Here is a 17,458-nt window from a genome sequence, read left to right on the forward strand (position 1 = left end):
TATCAACATCCTTGCAACTCCTCGTCATGTGTCATCACTTCTGAGATCCAAGGTTGAATGCCTTCTTGAACCTCCTGCCGTCGAGGCAGACGCCCGCATACCCTTCGGCGCGGCCCATGGCCACATTCAAGTAATAAAAGCCCCGGTTGAGGTTGCCCTTCAAGAGGGACAGGCAAGCACCCCCTATGGGGCGAATGAGGTAGTTCGTCAGATACAGGATTCCGTAGCTGTGCTTTCTGATGACATGCCCCATTCCTCTGGCGTAGCGACGCCCCTTTGCCCGCATGGCGTCGTCCGGATCGCGGGTATTGAGTTCCGGGTGATGGGCATACAGCTCCGGGTCGTAATAGACCTTGAAGCCGGCATGAATGGCTCGAATGGTGATGTCCGGGCCTTCGCACGATTGCCACGGTGTCGACGCACCCACGCCGATGTCTTCGTCGAAGCCTTCGAGTTTCTCGAACACCTCGCGCCTGAAGAAAACAACCCATTCGATCTGGGTGGTGAACACGTTCCGGAGATCGACCGGCTGCGCACTCGTCTCGAACCGGCCGTTGATCGAGCGGCCATCGGGGGCTGCAGCTCGCCCGCAGACAATGTCCGAACCCGTTTCGCCGAATCGTCCCAAGGCCTTCTTGATCAACGAGGGCGGATACATGCAGTCGTCGTCCGGAAAACAGAGGATCTCCCCGCTTGCCTTTGCAACGCCCATGTTCCTGCCGCGACTAGCCCCCTTGGCCTCGGGGCTTCGAAGGTAATGAATCGGAAAGCCGACGTTGACTCCACTGCACGCCGTTTGCAGACGCTCATCGGCGTTTTGATCGACGATGATCAATTCGAAGTCGTTGTGATCGAGTTGCTGCAGCGCATGAATGAACTGCAGCACTTCGTCGACTCTGCCGAGCGTTGACATGACCAGTGACACTTTCATGGGGCGCATCTCTCAGAAACGAAGAATGCGCTCGGGGTCGACGCGCCCCCGAACCCAGTCCCACACGGCCAGGGCGTTGCCTGCCAACCGCCCGCGCCTGTCGACCCAGGGCTCCGGACTCAAGCTGCGCACCAGATTGGCGCCGATGTTTTTCAGGTTGCCCATGAGCGCCTGAAGGGGCGTCATATGGCCTTTGCGCATGATGTAGATGCGATTGGCCACCTGCGAATAGCCGAGGCGCTTGCCCGGGCTGCGCCCCGACCTCTTCGTTCCCAGGTGAACCCCTCGCAGTCCTGTCGCCTGGACGATGTCCCCATGGGGCGCCAACTGCCTTGAAAAATCCACATCCTCCAGCCAGCCGTACAGGGGCAGTCGCTCGTCGAAGCGGATACCGTGCAGCCGCACCGGCGCAAGCCGGATCGCCATGTTGCAGCCGTAGGCGTTGAAGATGGGTGACAGCGTCGGTGGGTTCGCATCGAGTCCTGTATTCGTCAGGAAGTGCACCCCTTCTTCGTGGGTGAACCCGGGCCCGAGGATGCCGTCTGCAAGCACCCTGCCCGTGGCCACGACGACCCGGGGGTGGGCGGCAAACAGGCGCTCGGTTTCTTGCACGAAGTCTTCGGCAGGCAGGTAGTCGTCGTCGAAGAAGATCATCACATCCGCATCGGACGCATCGATGAGCGCGTTGCGCTGTGCCGAGCTTCCGATGGGGCCTGAGACGAGCCGAGCGGGGCAAGGAAAGCCGTCCAGGCACGTGGGTTCCACGTCCTCCGGCCGGGCCGGGCAGATGAGCAATTCGTCTGGCTGGCGCGACTGCCGCGCAAGGAAACGAATGGCGTCGGCCAGCACTTCGCGCCGGCCGGCAGTGGCGATGGCGACGACGATCTTCAGGCTCATGGATCAGTACGCCGGGAGGTTGTCGGTGCTCACGACGCGCGTGGCGGGTTCGCGTGCTGGCGGCATCAGGCTGTCCGTCAATGCAGCCAACTCGCGGGCGTTCCATGACGCCGCCGTCTGGAAAGCGGCTCGCCCTCGCTCGATGCGCTCCTGCTTGCCCCTGTAAAGGCGCAGCACGGCATCGGCAAAAGCCGATGCGTCACCGTCCGGGGTCACCAGCACGCCATGAAGGTCCGAAGGCCTGATTCCATCGACACCGAATTCCGTGCTGACCGCCGGAATGCCGTGTCCGAAAGCCTCGAGCAGCTTGATCTTGACGCCCGTACCCTGCGTGATGCTGTTCACGAGGATCGGACCCTCGCGGAATGCATCGCGAAAGCGAGGCACGACACCGTACTTGACGACGCCAGGCGCGTCTGCGAGCTTGCGGCAGATGGTGCCCGAGACGAACAGCCTGAAGTTCGGTTCATGCTGCTGCACAAGGGGCAGGACGTTGTCGACGAACCATGCCAGCGACTGGTTGTTCTGCAAGAAGTCCGACCCGATGAAGGCCGCTCCCGCGCATCGCGACAGGTCGAAAGGCTCATCGATGTCGATGATGTGGCTGACCACCGAGACCGTGTTCGTCGAGGGCGGCAGCACGCGCCGGAAATACTCGGCTTCCTGATCCTGGATGGCCAGCACCCTGTGCGCCCGCAGGAGCCCTCGCCGCTCCTGTGCGATCGGTATGCCACCGGCAAAGCTGTCCTGGGTGTCGACGATTCGGAACGCGTGCGGCCCGAATGCATCGAAAGCACGGGTGAACGTCACGTACTGCGCAATGACGACATCGAAGCCGTGCTGGCGCTCCAGTTTCCTGAGCTGCGACGTGAATCCGGAAAAATAGGTCTCGTCGATATCGCTCTGCAGGAATCGACTTCGGGTCAGTTTTCGCCGGGCCTTCCACATGGCCCGGCCGACGTAGTAGGCCGCGTCCGCAACCTGTCCGCGTTCGAGACAATGGAAGTTCCCGGGGCCGAGAAGCGCGACATGCGCTTGCGGATCGAAATCTCCCATTTGCCGCGATGGCAAGAAGACGAAGTGCACCTCGTGGCCGCGCTCCTTGCACGTCTTGACCATGTGCAAGGTCCTGACCCTGTTGCCGCCGGTTGCGGGGTAGAGCGGGAATGGTGAAACGAAAGCAATCTTCATCTGATTCCTATGCCTGCGCTCAGAAGCGAAGAATCCGCTGGGGATCGACCTGGCCACGCACACAGTCCCACATGGCCAGACAATTTCCTGCCAGCCGACCGCGCCGGTCGACCCAGGGCTCTGGTGACAGGCTGCGCATCGAATTGGCCAACAGGTTTTTCGCCATGTGCTTGAGCGCCAGGGACCAGCGCATCGTCCCCTTGCGCGCGAGGTAAAGGGGATTGGCCACCTGCGAGTAGCCGAGGCGTCGGCCCGGGCTGCGACCTGCGCCCTTGGTACCCAGGTGAACACCGCGCAGGCGCGCCGCCTGGACCACGCTGCCATGCGACGCCAGCTGCCGCGAAAAATCCACGTCTTCCAGCCATGCGTAAAGTGGCAATCGTTCATCGAAGCGGATGCCATGGCTGCGCACGGCCTGCATTCGAATCGCCATGTTGCATCCGTAGCCGTTGTAGGTCGACGTCAACGATCGCAGTTCGACATTCGGCCCGGCTTGATCAAGGATTCGAAGGCCCTCCTCGTAAACAATACCGGGGCCGAGGATTCCGTCGGCGAGCAACTTGCCCGTTGCGACGACCACCCCCGGACAAGTGGTGAACAGCATTTCGACCTCCGCAACGTAGTCGGACGACGGCAGGAAGTCATCGTCGAAGAAGATCACGACATCGGCGTCGCAAGCGTCGAGCAACACATTGCGTTGGAGCGGCAAACCGACCGGACCGCGGAGAACGCGAGCCTCGCCCGGATAAGCCCGCAGGCACAACGGATCGAAATCCTCGACCCTGGCCGGACAGATCAGCAACTCGTCCGCCATGCGGGACTGGTTGGCGAGCAAGCCGATCGCTTCAGCAACCACGTCCCTTCGTCCTGCAGTGGCAATGGCAATCGCGATCTTGAGGCGCACCGCCTGCGTCAAGACGCATGCTTCCTCGCCGACCGGGGATGGACGGAAGATGGTGTTCGTCGCAGGCGCCGCCTGCATGAGACCGGTGTCGGCGAGCGGTTGACCGAGCACGGTTTCGAGCAAGCGACGCGCGGCCCTGTCCCAGGTGAATTGCGCGGCGTGCGCCCGTCCGCGGTCCCGCATGTCTTCGCGCTCGTCGTCGTCATCGCACATGCGGACAATCTGTCGAGCCCATTGAGCAGGGTCGTGCGGATCGGCCCACAGCACCGCGTCGCCACAGACTTCCGGCAGCGCGCCACACGGTGCGGCGATCGTCGGACACCCGAGCAACATCGCCTCCAGCGGGGGAAGGCCGAATCCCTCCGTCGTGGATGGAAACGCGAGCGCAACAGCCTCTCGCAGAAGGCCCGCCAATTGCTCATCGCTGACGAACCCCAGGAACTTGACGTTGGGTGGAACCGTGTGGCCTTGACTCTCGAAGTCCTCGCGTGTCGCGGGACCGAAGAGCGCCAGCGTCACTTCGCGCAGTGCGGGTGAATGGAAAGCCTTCAGGAGCACCGCAATGTTCTTGTGGGGCTGGACGTTCGCGAGCGCAACGACATACCGCCTATTTGTCAGGCCGGCCGCCTCGATCTTCGTAGTGTCCGGGACGAGCCGCAGGACGTGGTCGCAGCCGTTGTGGATCACGTGGATCTGCACCGCATCGGCCACGCCGAAATGCGCCAGTTGCTTGCGCGAATACTCGGACACGGTCAGCAAAGCCTTGTTGCGTTTGCCCACGCGCGGCAGCACGAACCGGTACCAGGTCCGAAAGGCACGGGAATAGGAAGCGGGCGCGCTGTAGACCTGCGCATCGTGGACCATGGTGAATGCATTGCGATACACGACCGGCCCGATGTTGCACAGGCTGATCAGCGTGTCGCCCTGGGCGTGCCGTGGCAGCACCAGTTGTTCCCACAGGGCGCCGTGCAGTCGATCCACGAAGGGGCCCCTTTCGCCCGCTCGACGGTCGCTTTCCACGCGAATGCGCGAAAGCCGGAGGCTGGCATCCTGCTCGCCCGGCACGATCAAGCGGCACGGCATGGCCGCGGCCAGCGCGGGGTTGTCGACGAGCACCGTGTCCAAGGCCACCAGCAGTTCGCGAGCCACGCGATAGACGCCCGATCGGCTCGTCGAGCGCTGCAGGAACTTGCCGTTGATGACCAGGCTGGGCATGGCCGTGCCTTGGGTGCGCGGCAGCGGGTCAATGGGGTTGCTTGGCATGGGCCTCCATGGCGTCGTTCGGCTTCGCTCGCGTGCGAGCGGCCGTTGGGGAGCGGCGAGCGCGAGCCCTGGCGAAGCGGGCGCGGATGGTGTCGAGCAAGTACCGTTCCAGTCCTGCCGGCCGACCCGCCAGCCGCCACACCAGCAAGACCAGGAGTGCATAGACCAACAGGTACAGCAGGCCGAGGGGCACTGCCCGCACCAACAGTTCAGGCAGACTGGGGGCGGCCATCACCATGGGCTTCGCCAGCCACAGAAGAGCACCCGCAGGCAGCATCGCCATCAGGGGCCGCCACAGCGTCATGAGTTGGGGCGCCAGGCGGGTCTCGATCAGGCGGCGCACGATGAAAAGCGCAGCGACCGTGCCGGATGCGGTGGCAATGGCGCTGCCGGCGATGGCGCCCGGAATGCCGAATTGCACGGCGCCCAGCCAAACGAGCGGCAACCGGACCAGCAATTCGATCAGCGTCCGGACAGCCACCCAACGCGTGCGATCCAGCGTCATGGCCAAGGGTCCCATCAGGATGGCTGGAAGCCCAAGCAATGCGGCCGCACTCATCCAGCGCAGCCATTCCGCCGCCGCAGCCCAGGCCGGCCCCAGCGCCACGCGGACCAGCACTTCAGGCCACAGGAGAGCCAGTCCCATGACGGGCGCCATCAACAGTGCGATGGCGCGAGACAACTGCAGATAGCGTGAACCACGCGCATGGCCGGCCGATGCCAGCGCCTGCATGACGGGGCGACTCAGCGGTTGGATCAGCGCCTGCATGGGGATCTCTGCCAATTGCTTGCCCATCGCGTACTCGCCGAACGCAGTGCTGGTGGTCAGTCTCGGAAGGAGCAATCGGTCGATCTGCCAGTTGAGCGCCATCCCCAACTGGGACATGAAGTTCCATCCGATCAGGCTCGAGAAATGCTTCCAATGGATGAAGGTCAGTCGAGGTCGCAACGGCGCGATGCAATACGACAGGAGCGTGGCCACCAGCGGCGCACACACGGTGGCGGCTGCGATGGCCCAGTAGCTGCGCGTGGTGACGGCAATGGTGACCGATGCGATGAACGCAACGGTCTTGCCAGACAGTTCGAGCACGGCGTCTGGACGGAAGTCGAGGGCACGTGCGTACTCGATCATCCGGGGATTGACGAGGCCACGCATTGCCGGCGCCAGCGCCAGCACCGCGAGCAAGGCCGTCAGCCGAGGCTCGTTGTTGAAGGCGGCGAGCGGCCAGGAAACCGCCAGCAGGAGCAGCCCGACGATGAGTCCACGCAGCAGGCTGAGCGTGAAGGCCGTGTGGAGCATGTCGGGCGTCAGTGCAGGCTCACGGATCAGTGCCGCAGCCATGGGCAGGTCGAACAATGCTTCGACGATGAACACGGCCGCCATGGCCATGGCCACCAGGCCAAACTCGGCCGGACCCAGGAGACGCGCCAGGCACAGCAACATGGCGAGGTCGATCAGCTTGGCAGCCAGCCGCGTGCCCACCGTCCAGGCGCCAGCCCCGATCGCCCGGCTGGCCATGCTCGTGTGTTCAGTGGCTGGCATGCGCGCTCCGCTCGGTGACAAGGCGGGATGGCCGGTGGCGCGATGCATCGTTGATGCGGCGCACATCCGCGCGCCGCGCCGCGCTCTGCAGTCCCTTGTGCCCGATCGCCATGGCGATCCCGTAGAGGAATGCGTTGAACAAGCCGAAGTCCGGTGTGGTGCCGATCATCAGGCTGGTGAAGAACGGAGGCAGGTACGACCAGCGCACGGCCGACAGCAAGGCCTGCCCTTCCGCGTCGCCCTGCGGCGCCCGTCTCATCAACAAGGTCTGGAGCACGAAGAGGAAGTAGAACGCCGCGCCAAGCAACCCGGCATTGCTGGTGAGTGCAACGGCAAAGTTGGAGGCGCGGGTGCCGCCCAGGCCGACGCCCAGACCGTGGGTTGCCACGAGCGCGTGCAAGGACACTTGGGTCCACATGCTGCGTTCTTCGAAGGAGCTGGTAGTGGACTTCTGCAGCACCATCACGTCGAACATCTCGCGCATCGGGGCCAGCATCCGGGGAACCGCGATGACGATCAGGACCAAGGCGCAGGTCGCCGCGGCGCCGAGCCAGAACTCGCTTGCGAGGCCGCGTTGAAGGAGCGGATTGCGGACCGCGGCGACCGCGCGCCAGCACCACTCCGCCGCCGCCGCCGCACCGAAGAGGCCCAGACCCAGGTAAGCCGCGGACGAGGTCGACAACCAGATCAGGAGGAGCAACAAACCCATCAAGACCGGAACCACGCGATCGTGCAGACGGCCCGGCGGCATCGCGCGCCGGAAGAAGTACAGCGACGCCAGGAATGCCAGCGCCAGGCCACCGAAGGCGGAGGCCTCCGGCATCAGGCCGACCACGCGCTTGCTGGTCAGGATTTCCACATCGGTAAGCAAGGCGTAGCTGGCGGTGCGAAAGAGCTCGAGCATCGGCTGGAGCGGCAGGTACTGCGAGGCCAGGTCGAGGCCGCCGGTGAAGACCGTCATCGCCGCACCCAGGCACAGCGCGGCCAGCGCGTGCCGCCGCATGGGTCGCGCGCGCAACAAGCGCGCGAAGCTGAAGACGGTGAGCACCGAAATGCTGATGTAGACGAACTGGGAAACGTTCTGCGTGGTGGGCACCAGCATCGCGGTATCCGCCAAGGCGCCGGCGCGCACCGGCACGATCTCGACAGCACCCGCAAAGAACCTCGGCATGAACATGGTGACGATGCCGGCGACGAGCCAGAAGAGAAACAGCAGCAGCAGGCCGGATGCCTTCAGCGCGGCGTCGAGCGCCTGCGCCAGGCCACGCACGCTGCCCAGCTGCCTCGCGATCAAGAGGATCGCGACGAGCGGCGTCGGCGTGAGGGTGAGGCCTCCGGTCAACTCCGTCGGAACTGCTGCGAATGAACCGAAGGGCATGGCGGCGAAGAACAGGTAAATCAGTGCCTGCTTCCTCCGGAACAACGTCCAGACGGCGATGCTCCAGAAGACTGCGATGGGAATGGCTTCCACGTGCTTGCCCGGTCAGGTCACAGGGCGCAAGTGACCGGCGACGAGCGAGTCGATGAGTTCGGCTATCCGCGTCCTGAATATCGCGGTATCGAAGGTGCGGGCATGCGCCTGCAGCACGTCCGGACAGAAGGTGTCCTTCATGGCCTCGAAGCGCTCGATCGCGTCGATCACGGCGTCTGCCGACTGATCGTTGAAGAACAGACCGGTGATTCCATCGACGACAGTTTCAAGCGCACCGCCCTTGCCGAAGGCGATGACCGGCCGCCCGCTCGCCATCACCTCCAGCGGAACGATGCCGAAATCCTCCACGCCCGGGAACAGCAAGGCCTTGCAATGCGCAAAGTGGTGCGCCATGGTCGCGTCGTCGACCGCGCCGAGGAATTCGACGCTGGGCCCTGCCAGGCGCCGTAGCGCGGGGTCGGCACCCGCGCCGATAACGACGAGCCGCTTGCCCATCCGGGTGCAGGCCTCCACGGCGATCTCGACCTTCTTGTACGGCGTGATCTGGCCCGCGCAGAGGTAGTAGTCGCCCGCCTCGGCCACAGGGGCGAAGCGTGGCAAGCTCACCGGCGGATGCACGACGTGCGAAGTGCGCCGGTAGTAGCGTTCGATTCGCCGGGCCACATAGGCTGAATTGGCGATGAAATGGTCGACGCGGTGCGAAGTGCTCACGTCCCATTGGCGCAGGGATGGCGCCGTCAGCGACATCACGGCGCGCGCAATGGGACCGGACGCCGCACGGTACTGGGGATACAGATCCCAGACGTAGCGCATCGGCGAATTGCAGTAGCAGATGTGGGTCGCGTCGGGACCCGGGATGATGCCCTTGGCAGGGCCCGACTCGACGGAAATGATCAGGTCGTAGCCGGTCAGGTCGAAGGACTCCAGCGCATAGGGCATCAGCGGGAGCATCTTCTTGTAGTGACGCACGCCGCCGATCCTCTGCAGGAACGACGTCGTGATGCGATGACGCCGAAGTTTTTCGGAAATTGCGTCGGGATCGCACACCAGGGTGAAGATGTCCGCGTCGGGGTACAGGTCGCACAGCGCCTCGAGAACCTTTTCGCCCCCGCGCATGCCAACCAGCCAGTAGTGGACCAATGCGACCTTCACGCGAGTACCTTCCTTCGTTGCGACATGGCGGCCATGTCAATAGGCGTTCTTGTTGACGAAGCCCTTGATGACCGTCGAGGCGATGATCTGGAGGTCGAATTTCAGGGACCAGTTCTCGATGTAGAAGATGTCGTACTCGATGCGCTTGGCCAGGTCGGTGGACCCTCTCCAGCCGTTGACCTGTGCCCATCCGGTGATGCCGGCCTTGACCATGTGCTTCTTCATGTAATCGGGGATCTGGTGCTTGAACTGCTCCACGAAGACCGGCCTCTCGGGCCGCGGTCCGACAATGGACATGTCACCGAACAGGACATTGATGAATTGCGGCAACTCATCGAAGCTCGTCTTGCGCAGGAAGGCCCCGACACGGGTGGATCGCGACTCCCCGGGCTTGGCCCAAACGGCGCCGGTTGTCTTTTCCGCGTCCACCGGCATCGATCTGAACTTGTACATCCAGAACGTTTTGTTGTTCCAGCTCACACGTTCTTGCCGATAGAACACCGGGCCCGGCGAACTGAGCTTGACCGCAATGGAGATGGCGAGCATCAATGGCGAGATCAGAACGAGGATCAGCGCGGACAACACCACGTCTTCCACGGCCTTCACCAGGCGCGCCGCGCCCTGCAAAGGGGTCTGCTGCAGCGTGATGACCGGCAAGCCGGCAATTTCTTCCACCGAATGGTTCAGCAAGTGCAGGCCGAACAGGTCCGGCACCAGCTTGATGTCCGCAGTCGAATGCTTCAGTTGACTGAGGGCGTAGGAGATCCTCGGCTGATCGCGCATGGGCAGTGCCAGCCAGACCAGGTCGACACCTCGGGACTCGACAAATCTGCCGAGGTTGTCGATGCCTCCGAGCATTGGAGCGCCGGTCAACTCGCTCCGGTCCGCATGCGTGGCAAACCAGCCGTGGACTTCGATACCGCACGCATCGTCTCCTCGGATGGCATCGACCAGGCGTTGCGCATCCGGGTTCGCACCGACCACGACCGAGACGCGTTTGTCGATCCCTTGCGCGCTGGTCCACCGTGCGATGGCACGCGCAGCCACTCGCAGAACCATGGCGCCGCCGATGCTGAGACCCAGCCAACCGCCCCACCACAAGCGCGAGGTCTCATGACCATCCCTCATGGCCAGTGCATACACCGCCATGATGCAGAACATGAGGAGCCATAGCGTCACGAGCTTGGCGAACTCCGCGCCCATCGTGCGGCCACGCCAGCGTGGGTACAGCGAACTTCCGTTCAGGACGATGACTGCAAACAGCACGCCCCGACTCAGCGCATGCACATAGTCGGTGCCCAACTCCAGGGAGCCGAAGCGCAGTGCGAAGGCAATCATGCCGCTGATCACGAGAATGGTCAGATCCCCCAATCTCAAGACCGCATCCAGCAAGGGATTGAATTTTCCCAACGCTGACAACGGAGTTTCGCGGAAGCCGGTTGCAGACGTAGACAGCATCAGACGTTCTCCGGAGGCCTTGATAGACCAGCGATGTAACCGACAGTAGTCGGGCTTGTTGTCTCCTTCCGCTTCTTGTTGATTCGAAGGGTGCAATATCGGTGCCAGAAGCATGGCCGCGCTCTCTTCGCTTACGCCATGTTCAGCCCCATCCTACAACGCGAGACATGACAGGGCGCACGTTCAGGCACGCAAGAAATTGCAACTGCGATGACTCGTTTTGCGACGATCTGCGATGCTCGTGCGTGCGGGTCGACATCAGCACCGTGAACTCGTCAGCGAAGAATGGTGATCCTTCGCCGTGATGCTTCAGCCTGCAAAGAAGGCTTCGCTCATGATTTCGCCGCGGCGTCGCGCAGCCGTTCGACGAGAGTCGAACGTATGTCCTTCTTCAGCACTTTGCCGACCCTGGAGCGAGGCAGGTCCGGCCAGATCTCGACTTGCTTGGGGGTCTTCACGCTGCCGATGCGTGCCTTGACGAAGGCCTGGATCTCCTCGGCGGTCTTGTCGACGTCGCTGCTGCGACCCGCATGCAACTGCACGACCGCGACGACGCGCTCCCCCCACTTGTCGTCGGGCAGGCCGACCACGGCACTGTCCTGCACGTCCGGGTGCTGCATCAGCGCCTGCTCGACCTCGACCGAGTAGACGTTGAAGCCTCCCGTGATGATCATGTCCTTCGCCCGGTCGACGATGTACAGGAAGCCGTCGGCGTCGAGCCGTCCGACGTCGCCGGTGTGATGCCAGCCGTGGCGCCATACCGCCTCCGTGGCGGCCGGATCCTTGTAGTAGCCCATCATCACCAGCGAGCTGCGAATCACGATCTCGCCGGTTTCGCCGATGGGCAGCAACGCACCGTCGGCGTTCATCGTCGCCACCTGCACGAGGGGTCCGGGCCGCCCCGCCGATGCGAGCCGCCCGCGCGCGACCGATCCGTCGGCGTTGAAATGGTCGCGCGGCGCCATCATCGAGATCATCATGGGTGCTTCGGTCTGGCCGAACAGCTGCGCCATGACGGGACCGATCTTTTCGAGGGCCTCTTCGAGCCGTGACGCCGAGATGGGCGCCGCGCCATACCAGAAGCATTGCAGCGAATCGAGCCGGGTCGAAGCCAGTCGCTCGTGCTGCAGCAGCATGTAGATCAAGGTCGGTGGAAGGAAGGTGTGCGTGACGCGGTGCCGCTCGATCAGCGCGAGAAACTCACCCAGATCGGGCCGGGGCATGATCACGACGCGTCCGCCCAGCGCCATCACGGGCAGGCACAACACGCCGGCCGCATGCGTCAGCGGGGCCAGCGCCAGGTACGTCGGCCGACCGTCGAACGGATAGCCCATCAAGGTCAGCGCCGACATCGTCTCGAGGTTCCGGCCCGACAGCATGACGCCCTTCGGCTGGCCCGTCGTGCCTCCGGTGCCGGCGATCATCGCGAGGTCGTCCCGCGGCTCCACTTCCAGAGCACCGTCGCTCATCCCCTCGACCCACTGCGCCCATGAGGGCGCCCAGGGTTGGGGCGCGTCAAGGCAAACCAGCGTCGTGAGCTTCGGGCACGCGCCGCGAATCTCCTCGACCATCGCCGCATAGTTGCTGTGAAAGATGAGGCAGGCGCAATCGAAAGCATCGAGCACGAAGCGGTTCTCGTTCGCCTCGTTGCGCGGATTGATGGGACACCAGACGGCGCCCGCGCGCGAGATGCCGAACACGCAGGCGAAAGCGATCGCGTCGTTGCTCGCGAGCACGGCGACCTTTTGGCCGGGGCGGATGCCGGACCGCTGGAGTGCACGCCCGACCCGATGGCTGAGCGCCTGGACCTGCGCATAGGACAGGTCCCGGTCGCCCATCGTGAAGCACGGCGCACGTTCGCCCAGTTGGGCGCCCTTGTCGAGATAGTCGATCAGGCGCATGGTGGCGCGCATCCGGTCAACGGTGCACGGTCAGAACGGGCGCCTGGACGAGTCCGAAGCTGCGCAATGCACCCAGCAGCTCATGATGGCCGAAGGCCTGGCAACCCGACGCAAAGCCCGCGCGCCTGGGCGGCTGCTGCAGCAATGAAGCGGCAGCGAAGGCTTGCAGCATGCCGGTCTGCTTGTAGTTGCAATTGCCGAAGATGACACAGTGCGCACGAGCCAGCGGCCCTGACGCGTGCACTGAATCCACCGACTTGTTGATCCGCGGGTTCTCTCGCGGAGGCATGCTGTTCATGACACCGGCGGCTGTCTTGGCGAGCGCCGCGTAGCGGTCGTCGGGGTTCATGCCTTCAGTGGCCTTGAGGGCGGCCGCAACGATCTGCGGAACACCCAGCATCAGCGGCTTGTTGAACACGCCGCCGAGCACCTTCACATTGGAGACGCGTGGGTCCTTCTTGAACCACACCGGGTGCGAAGTTCCGCCCCAGGGCAAGGCCAGCGCCGCCTCGTGCTGTCCGGGGATCGACAGGCTGTACAGGCCCGCGTCGGGCTGCCACTCGACATAGTTGTTCTGCTCGAGGTAGTAGGCCTTGGCCATCGCCGCATTGACGAGGATCGTCTGTGTCGAGGCAATCGTCGGGCTGCCGCCCCAGAACACGGCGATGTCGAGCGTATCGAGGCCCGGCGTCTCCAGGCACAACTGAGCGGCGATCTCGCCCGTGGTGTACATCTGCGCCAGGCCGGGCGAAAGCAACAGTCCGGCGGCGTCGAACTTGGCGCTGTATTGCTCATCGAGCGTGATCAGCCAGTCCTGCTCGCCCGTGGTGTCGGTGTAGTGGCACTTGGCCGCGAGACACGCCTGAACGACTTCCGGGCCGAACTTCGCAAAGGGGCCCACCGTGTTCAACACGACCGAGGCACCCTTGAAGAGCTCCGTGAGCGCATCGACCGTGTGGGGCACTTCGACAATCTCGTAGCTGGCGGTTTCGATGCCCGGCACATGGGACTTCATCGCGTCTTCGAGCTTGTCCTTGCTGCGCCCTGCGGCAACGAACGGGAGGTTGTATTCGCGCAGGTACTCGCAAACGAGTCGGCCGGTGTAGCCGGAGGCGCCATAGACCACCACGGGTTTCTTGCTCTTACTCATGTCTTGTCCTTTCACATGCCCATGCCGCCGTCCACCGGCAAGCCGGCACCGGTGATGAAGCGCGCAGCGTCGGAGCAGAGAAACACGACCGCATCGGCCATGTCGCCGACTTCGCCCAGGCGCCCCGCCGGGGTCTGCTCGATGATCGAGCCCACCGCTGCATCGGGCGATGCGAAGAGCCCGGCCGCGACCACGTCGCCTGCCAGTTTCATGCCCATCTCGGTGGGCACCAGGCCGGGGTAGATGCAGTTCACGCGCACCCCGTACCCGAGCTTGCCGGCCTCCATGGCGCCGACGCGTGTCAGGCGGTCCACCGCCGACTTGGTTGCCGAATAGCCGGCGATCGCAGGGAAGGCGATGGTCGCCGCGACCGAAGAGATATTGACGACTGCTCCACCCTTGCCCGCGGCGCCCCTGGGGCGCATCGCGCGAAACGCGTGCTTCATGCCGAGCGCCGTGCCGACGATGTTCACGTCGAGCATGCGTCGCAGGTCGTTGGCATCGATGTCGGCCACCAGCGCGGTGATTTCGATGCCGGCGTTGTTGACGAGGATGTCGAAGCCGCCCAGCGTGTCGATCGTGGCCTGGACCGCCGAGGCCCAGTCCTCGTCCTTGGTGACGTCGAGCTGCACGAAGCCCACCTTGGCGCCGCCCGCCGAGAGTTTGCCCGCTGTCTCGCGACCGAGCGCTGCCAGAACGTCACCGATCATCACCGAGGCGCCGGCCGTCGCCAGCGCCTGTGCCATGCCTTCGCCGAGGCCTCGCGCCCCGCCCGTCACCAGGGCCTTGCGGCCGGACAAGTCGAACTTCCGCATGATGTCTCCTGCATTTATTGGACGATCGTCAAGGAACGCGCAGTGATGCTAGAAGTGGCCTTGACGACTGTCAAGATTTATCAGGACAGTCGTCAAGACACACGGGTTTTCACTCATGGGTGGGCTCGAATGCCGGAAGCGCTCTCTACAATCGGCTCATGTCGAAGACGCCCCGCCTACCCGACGCCAAGTTCACCGAGCGCCGCGCCGAGCTCGGCGAAGCTGCGATGCAGACACTTGCCGAACTCGGCTATGCCCGCACCAGCCTGCGCGAGATCGCACAAAATTCCGCCTTCTCGCACGGCGTGCTGCACTACTACTTCACCGACAAGCTCGACCTGATCCTGTGCAGCGTGCGCCAGTACAAGGCACGCTGCGTGACCCGCTACGACGAGGTCACAGCCGAAGCGGCTTCGTTCGACGAACTGATGGAAGGGTTCACGGCCGGGCTGGCCGCAACCGTCCGCCAGGACGCGAGCATGCATCGGCTCTGGTACGACCTGCGGGCGCAATCCTTGTTCGAGCCGGCGTTCCGTGCCGATGTCGCGGAGATCGACAAGAGCCTGGAGCGGATGATCTGGCGCGTGCTGTCACGCTTCGCCGAACTCAGCGGCACGCCGGTGCGGGTTCCCAGCAACGTTGCCTACGCGATGTTCGACGGTTTGTTCCAGCAGTGCCTGATGAAGCACCTGGCGGGTGATCGTCGTGCGGTCGCCGCGCTGAAGTCACAGGTCCGGCTGGTGGTCGGCCAACTGGTCGGGACCGTCACCGGCATCCCCGTTCGTCAGCCCCGACACTCGCCGGTGATTCCCCGCGCGGCTCGACGCGGTGCAGCCGCAAGCCCCGCAGCCAGCGCCTCGCGATAGGCCGAGGGCGCACTGCCCGTCGTCGCCTTGAAGAACCGGCTGAAGTAGCCCACATCGTCGAACCCGAGCCGCTCCGCCACGTCCGCCACCGTCAGGTCGACGTGAGCCAGCATCCGCTTGGCTTCGAGCGCGACGCGCGCATGCAGTAGCTCCAGCGCACTGGTACTGGTGGTCGCCCGGCACACGCGGCTCAGGTGATCCGCCGTCACACCGAGCGCCCCGGCGTAGAAGCCCAGTGGCCGATGCTCCGCAAAATGCAGTTCGACTAACCCGCGATAGCGCTGCACCAGCGTGTCGCGCGATGCCCGCAGCCGGCCGCTGCCACTGATCGCTTCCCGATGGCGAAGGAACCACAGCGCAAGCAGGATGACATGCGATTGCAGTGCTTCGGCCCGTCCGGCGCGCTGTGCCATGAATTCGTCGCCCAGCATCGCGAAGCGCTGCGCGCAATCGGCCAGCCCGGCGCCCAGGGCCGCTTCATCGAGGACCAGCTTCTGCGACAGGCGCTGCTGGATCGCCGGCGAATGCGCCGACAGCGACGCGAGCGCTTCGCTCGGCACGGTGACCTGCGAGCCGGCGCTGTCGGGCTCGTACACGAAGCTGTGCACGACGCCCGGCGCCACCATCACCGCGGCCGGCGCCTTCAACGCATGCCGCTCGCCATCGAGCATCCCGACCATCCCGCCCTCGATCAGCAACTGGAACTGATGGAGGCCTTCGTGGCGATGTGCCGGAATCGTCCATTGGTGCTGGCTGGCGCGAACACGGATCGCCTCGAAGTGCAGACTGTCCTCGGGCCCGAAGTGGCGGACTTCGCGAAACGGGACAACGAGAAGTGGAGTGGCAGGCATGTCGGATCGAAAAAGGATGCCGGAAATCTACATGACCCGGACCCCTTCGTCCATGGCACTGCCACCAAGGACTGCCTAAGCTTCATGCACTACAAAACACCGGAGACAACCATGTGGAATCGGCGTGAGGTGCTGCTGCGCAGCGCCGGGCTCTCGGCGCTTGCGACACTCGGCCTGCCGCGGCTGGCGCTGGCCCAACTCAACGGCAATGCGGCCATCGTGTCCGGCTTTCCGGCCGGCGGCATGGGCGACAACGTGGCGCGGCCGGTCGCCGAAAAGCTGCGTGGGCACTACGCGACCAGCCTCACGGTGGAAAGCCGAACCGGTGCGGGCGGCCGCATCGCGGTGGAGTATGTCAAGCGCGCCGCGCCGGACGGGCTGACCATCCTGCAGATCCCCAGCTCGCCGATGGTGCTGTACCCCCACACCTACAAGAAGCTCAACTACGACCCGCTGGTCGACTTCACCCCCGTCACCTCCACGGTCACTTATGCGTTCTCGTTCACTGCCGGCCCCGGCTTGCCGGCCGAGATCAAGACCGTGGCCGACTACGTGAAGTGGGCGAAGGCCAATCCCAAGCAGGCCACCTACGGCGTCCCGGCGGCGGGTTCGGCGCTGCACTTCGCCGGGATGATGTTGCAGAAGGCGGCCGACATCGAAATGACCAGCGTCGCCTATCGCGGCGGCGCACCGCTGCTCAACGACGTGATGGGCGGCCAGGTGCCGGTGAGCTTCAACGTGGTCGGCGAGGTGATGCCGCACATCCGCTCGGGCAAGTTGCGCTCGCTCGGCGTCACCAGCGCACAACGTTCGCCCTTTCTGCCCGAGGTGCCTACGCTCGTCGAGCAGGGCTACAAGGACATCGCGGTGCAGGAATGGCTCGGCTGGTTCCTGCCGGCCAAGACGCCTGCGGCCACCGTGCAGCGTCTCAACACGCTGGTGCGAGAGGCCTTGCAGGCGCCCGACTTCATCGCCGCCCTCGCCACCTACGGGCTGGAGCCGGTGCACCAGTCGCCCGAGGAATTCGCACGCCGCGTCAAGGCGGACTACGACCGCTGGGGCCCGATCGTGCGCGCCACCGGTTTCACGGCGGAGGACTGAGCC

14 protein-coding genes are annotated in these 17,458 nt (G+C 64.4%); 2 read left to right on the plus strand and 12 right to left on the minus strand.

Features of this window, described 5'->3' with window-relative positions:
* Window positions 1-34 precede the first annotated feature (34 nt).
* The 11 genes from QTI24_RS04750 to QTI24_RS04800 all read right to left on the minus strand — a co-directional run bounded on the left by QTI24_RS04750 (window position 35) and on the right by QTI24_RS04800 (window position 14,637).
* Entirely contained in the window at window positions 35-931 is an 897-nt protein-coding gene (locus tag QTI24_RS04750; protein WP_286598651.1) for a glycosyltransferase family 2 protein, read from the minus strand.
* Between the two features lie 12 nt (window positions 932-943).
* Complete coding sequence (locus QTI24_RS04755; RefSeq protein WP_286598652.1) at window positions 944-1,828, minus strand: glycosyltransferase family 2 protein; 885 nt, start codon at window positions 1,826-1,828, stop codon at window positions 944-946.
* A gap of 3 nt (window positions 1,829-1,831) precedes the next feature.
* Complete coding sequence (locus tag QTI24_RS04760; RefSeq protein WP_286598653.1) at window positions 1,832-3,019, minus strand: glycosyltransferase family 4 protein; 1,188 nt, start codon at window positions 3,017-3,019, stop codon at window positions 1,832-1,834.
* 19 nt (window positions 3,020-3,038) lie between these two features.
* A complete protein-coding gene (locus tag QTI24_RS04765) occupies window positions 3,039-5,186 on the minus strand; it encodes a glycosyltransferase (protein ID WP_286598654.1) in 2,148 nt (715 codons plus the stop codon).
* Window positions 5,167-6,729, minus strand: a complete 1,563-nt coding sequence (locus QTI24_RS04770; RefSeq protein WP_286598655.1) for an oligosaccharide flippase family protein — start codon at window positions 6,727-6,729, stop codon at window positions 5,167-5,169. The genes QTI24_RS04765 and QTI24_RS04770 overlap by 20 nt, the downstream gene beginning before the upstream one ends.
* On the minus strand, window positions 6,716-8,200 hold the full coding sequence (locus tag QTI24_RS04775; protein ID WP_286598657.1) for a hypothetical protein: 1,485 nt from the start codon (window positions 8,198-8,200) through the stop codon (window positions 6,716-6,718). Before QTI24_RS04775 ends, QTI24_RS04770 begins: the two co-directional genes overlap by 14 nt.
* Window positions 8,201-8,212: 12 nt before the next feature.
* Window positions 8,213-9,313, minus strand: coding sequence for a glycosyltransferase (locus QTI24_RS04780; RefSeq protein ID WP_286598658.1), 1,101 nt, complete (start codon window positions 9,311-9,313; stop codon window positions 8,213-8,215).
* A gap of 36 nt (window positions 9,314-9,349) precedes the next feature.
* A complete protein-coding gene (locus tag QTI24_RS04785) occupies window positions 9,350-10,771 on the minus strand; it encodes an undecaprenyl-phosphate glucose phosphotransferase (RefSeq protein WP_286598659.1) in 1,422 nt (473 codons plus the stop codon).
* A 332-nt stretch (window positions 10,772-11,103) separates the two neighbouring features.
* Window positions 11,104-12,672, minus strand: coding sequence for an AMP-binding protein (locus tag QTI24_RS04790; protein WP_286598660.1), 1,569 nt, complete (start codon window positions 12,670-12,672; stop codon window positions 11,104-11,106).
* Between the two features lie 16 nt (window positions 12,673-12,688).
* A complete protein-coding gene (locus QTI24_RS04795; RefSeq protein WP_286598661.1) occupies window positions 12,689-13,822 on the minus strand; it encodes a DUF5938 domain-containing protein in 1,134 nt (377 codons plus the stop codon).
* Window positions 13,823-13,833: 11 nt separating this feature from the next.
* Entirely contained in the window at window positions 13,834-14,637 is an 804-nt protein-coding gene (locus QTI24_RS04800) for an SDR family NAD(P)-dependent oxidoreductase (protein ID WP_286598663.1), read from the minus strand.
* A gap of 158 nt (window positions 14,638-14,795) precedes the next feature.
* Here QTI24_RS04800 and QTI24_RS04805 point away from each other — a divergent pair, with 158 nt between their 5' ends.
* Window positions 14,796-15,503, plus strand: a complete 708-nt coding sequence (locus QTI24_RS04805; protein ID WP_286598665.1) for a TetR/AcrR family transcriptional regulator — start codon at window positions 14,796-14,798, stop codon at window positions 15,501-15,503.
* On the opposite strand, the gene QTI24_RS04810 is transcribed toward QTI24_RS04805, so the two are convergent.
* Window positions 15,422-16,354 carry a helix-turn-helix domain-containing protein gene (locus tag QTI24_RS04810; RefSeq protein WP_286598666.1) on the minus strand — a complete coding sequence of 311 codons (933 nt, stop codon included), beginning with the start codon at window positions 16,352-16,354 and terminating at the stop codon, window positions 15,422-15,424. The two genes, QTI24_RS04805 and QTI24_RS04810, sit on opposite strands and share 82 nt — an antisense overlap.
* A 111-nt stretch (window positions 16,355-16,465) precedes the next feature.
* Between QTI24_RS04810 and QTI24_RS04815 the strand changes: the two genes are divergently transcribed.
* Complete coding sequence (locus tag QTI24_RS04815) at window positions 16,466-17,455, plus strand: Bug family tripartite tricarboxylate transporter substrate binding protein (protein WP_286598667.1); 990 nt, start codon at window positions 16,466-16,468, stop codon at window positions 17,453-17,455.
* Window positions 17,456-17,458: the final 3 nt, after the last annotated feature.

Source organism: Variovorax sp. J22P240, assembly GCF_030316855.1.
Classification (GTDB): domain Bacteria; phylum Pseudomonadota; class Gammaproteobacteria; order Burkholderiales; family Burkholderiaceae_C; genus Variovorax.

Coding starts and splice junctions, on each gene's coding strand:
- QTI24_RS04790 (WP_286598660.1), bottom strand. CDS start 12,672: ATGCGCCTGATCGACTATCTCGACAAGGGCGCCCAACTGGGCGAACGT.
- QTI24_RS04755 (WP_286598652.1), bottom strand. CDS start 1,828: ATGAGCCTGAAGATCGTCGTCGCCATCGCCACTGCCGGCCGGCGCGAA.
- QTI24_RS04815 (WP_286598667.1), top strand. CDS start 16,466: ATGTGGAATCGGCGTGAGGTGCTGCTGCGCAGCGCCGGGCTCTCGGCG.
- QTI24_RS04765 (WP_286598654.1), bottom strand. CDS start 5,186: ATGCCAAGCAACCCCATTGACCCGCTGCCGCGCACCCAAGGCACGGCC.
- QTI24_RS04805 (WP_286598665.1), top strand. CDS start 14,796: ATGTCGAAGACGCCCCGCCTACCCGACGCCAAGTTCACCGAGCGCCGC.
- QTI24_RS04785 (WP_286598659.1), bottom strand. CDS start 10,771: ATGCTGTCTACGTCTGCAACCGGCTTCCGCGAAACTCCGTTGTCAGCG.
- QTI24_RS04760 (WP_286598653.1), bottom strand. CDS start 3,019: ATGAAGATTGCTTTCGTTTCACCATTCCCGCTCTACCCCGCAACCGGC.
- QTI24_RS04795 (WP_286598661.1), bottom strand. CDS start 13,822: ATGAGTAAGAGCAAGAAACCCGTGGTGGTCTATGGCGCCTCCGGCTAC.
- QTI24_RS04800 (WP_286598663.1), bottom strand. CDS start 14,637: ATGCGGAAGTTCGACTTGTCCGGCCGCAAGGCCCTGGTGACGGGCGGG.
- QTI24_RS04770 (WP_286598655.1), bottom strand. CDS start 6,729: ATGCCAGCCACTGAACACACGAGCATGGCCAGCCGGGCGATCGGGGCT.
- QTI24_RS04810 (WP_286598666.1), bottom strand. CDS start 16,354: ATGCCTGCCACTCCACTTCTCGTTGTCCCGTTTCGCGAAGTCCGCCAC.
- QTI24_RS04750 (WP_286598651.1), bottom strand. CDS start 931: ATGAAAGTGTCACTGGTCATGTCAACGCTCGGCAGAGTCGACGAAGTG.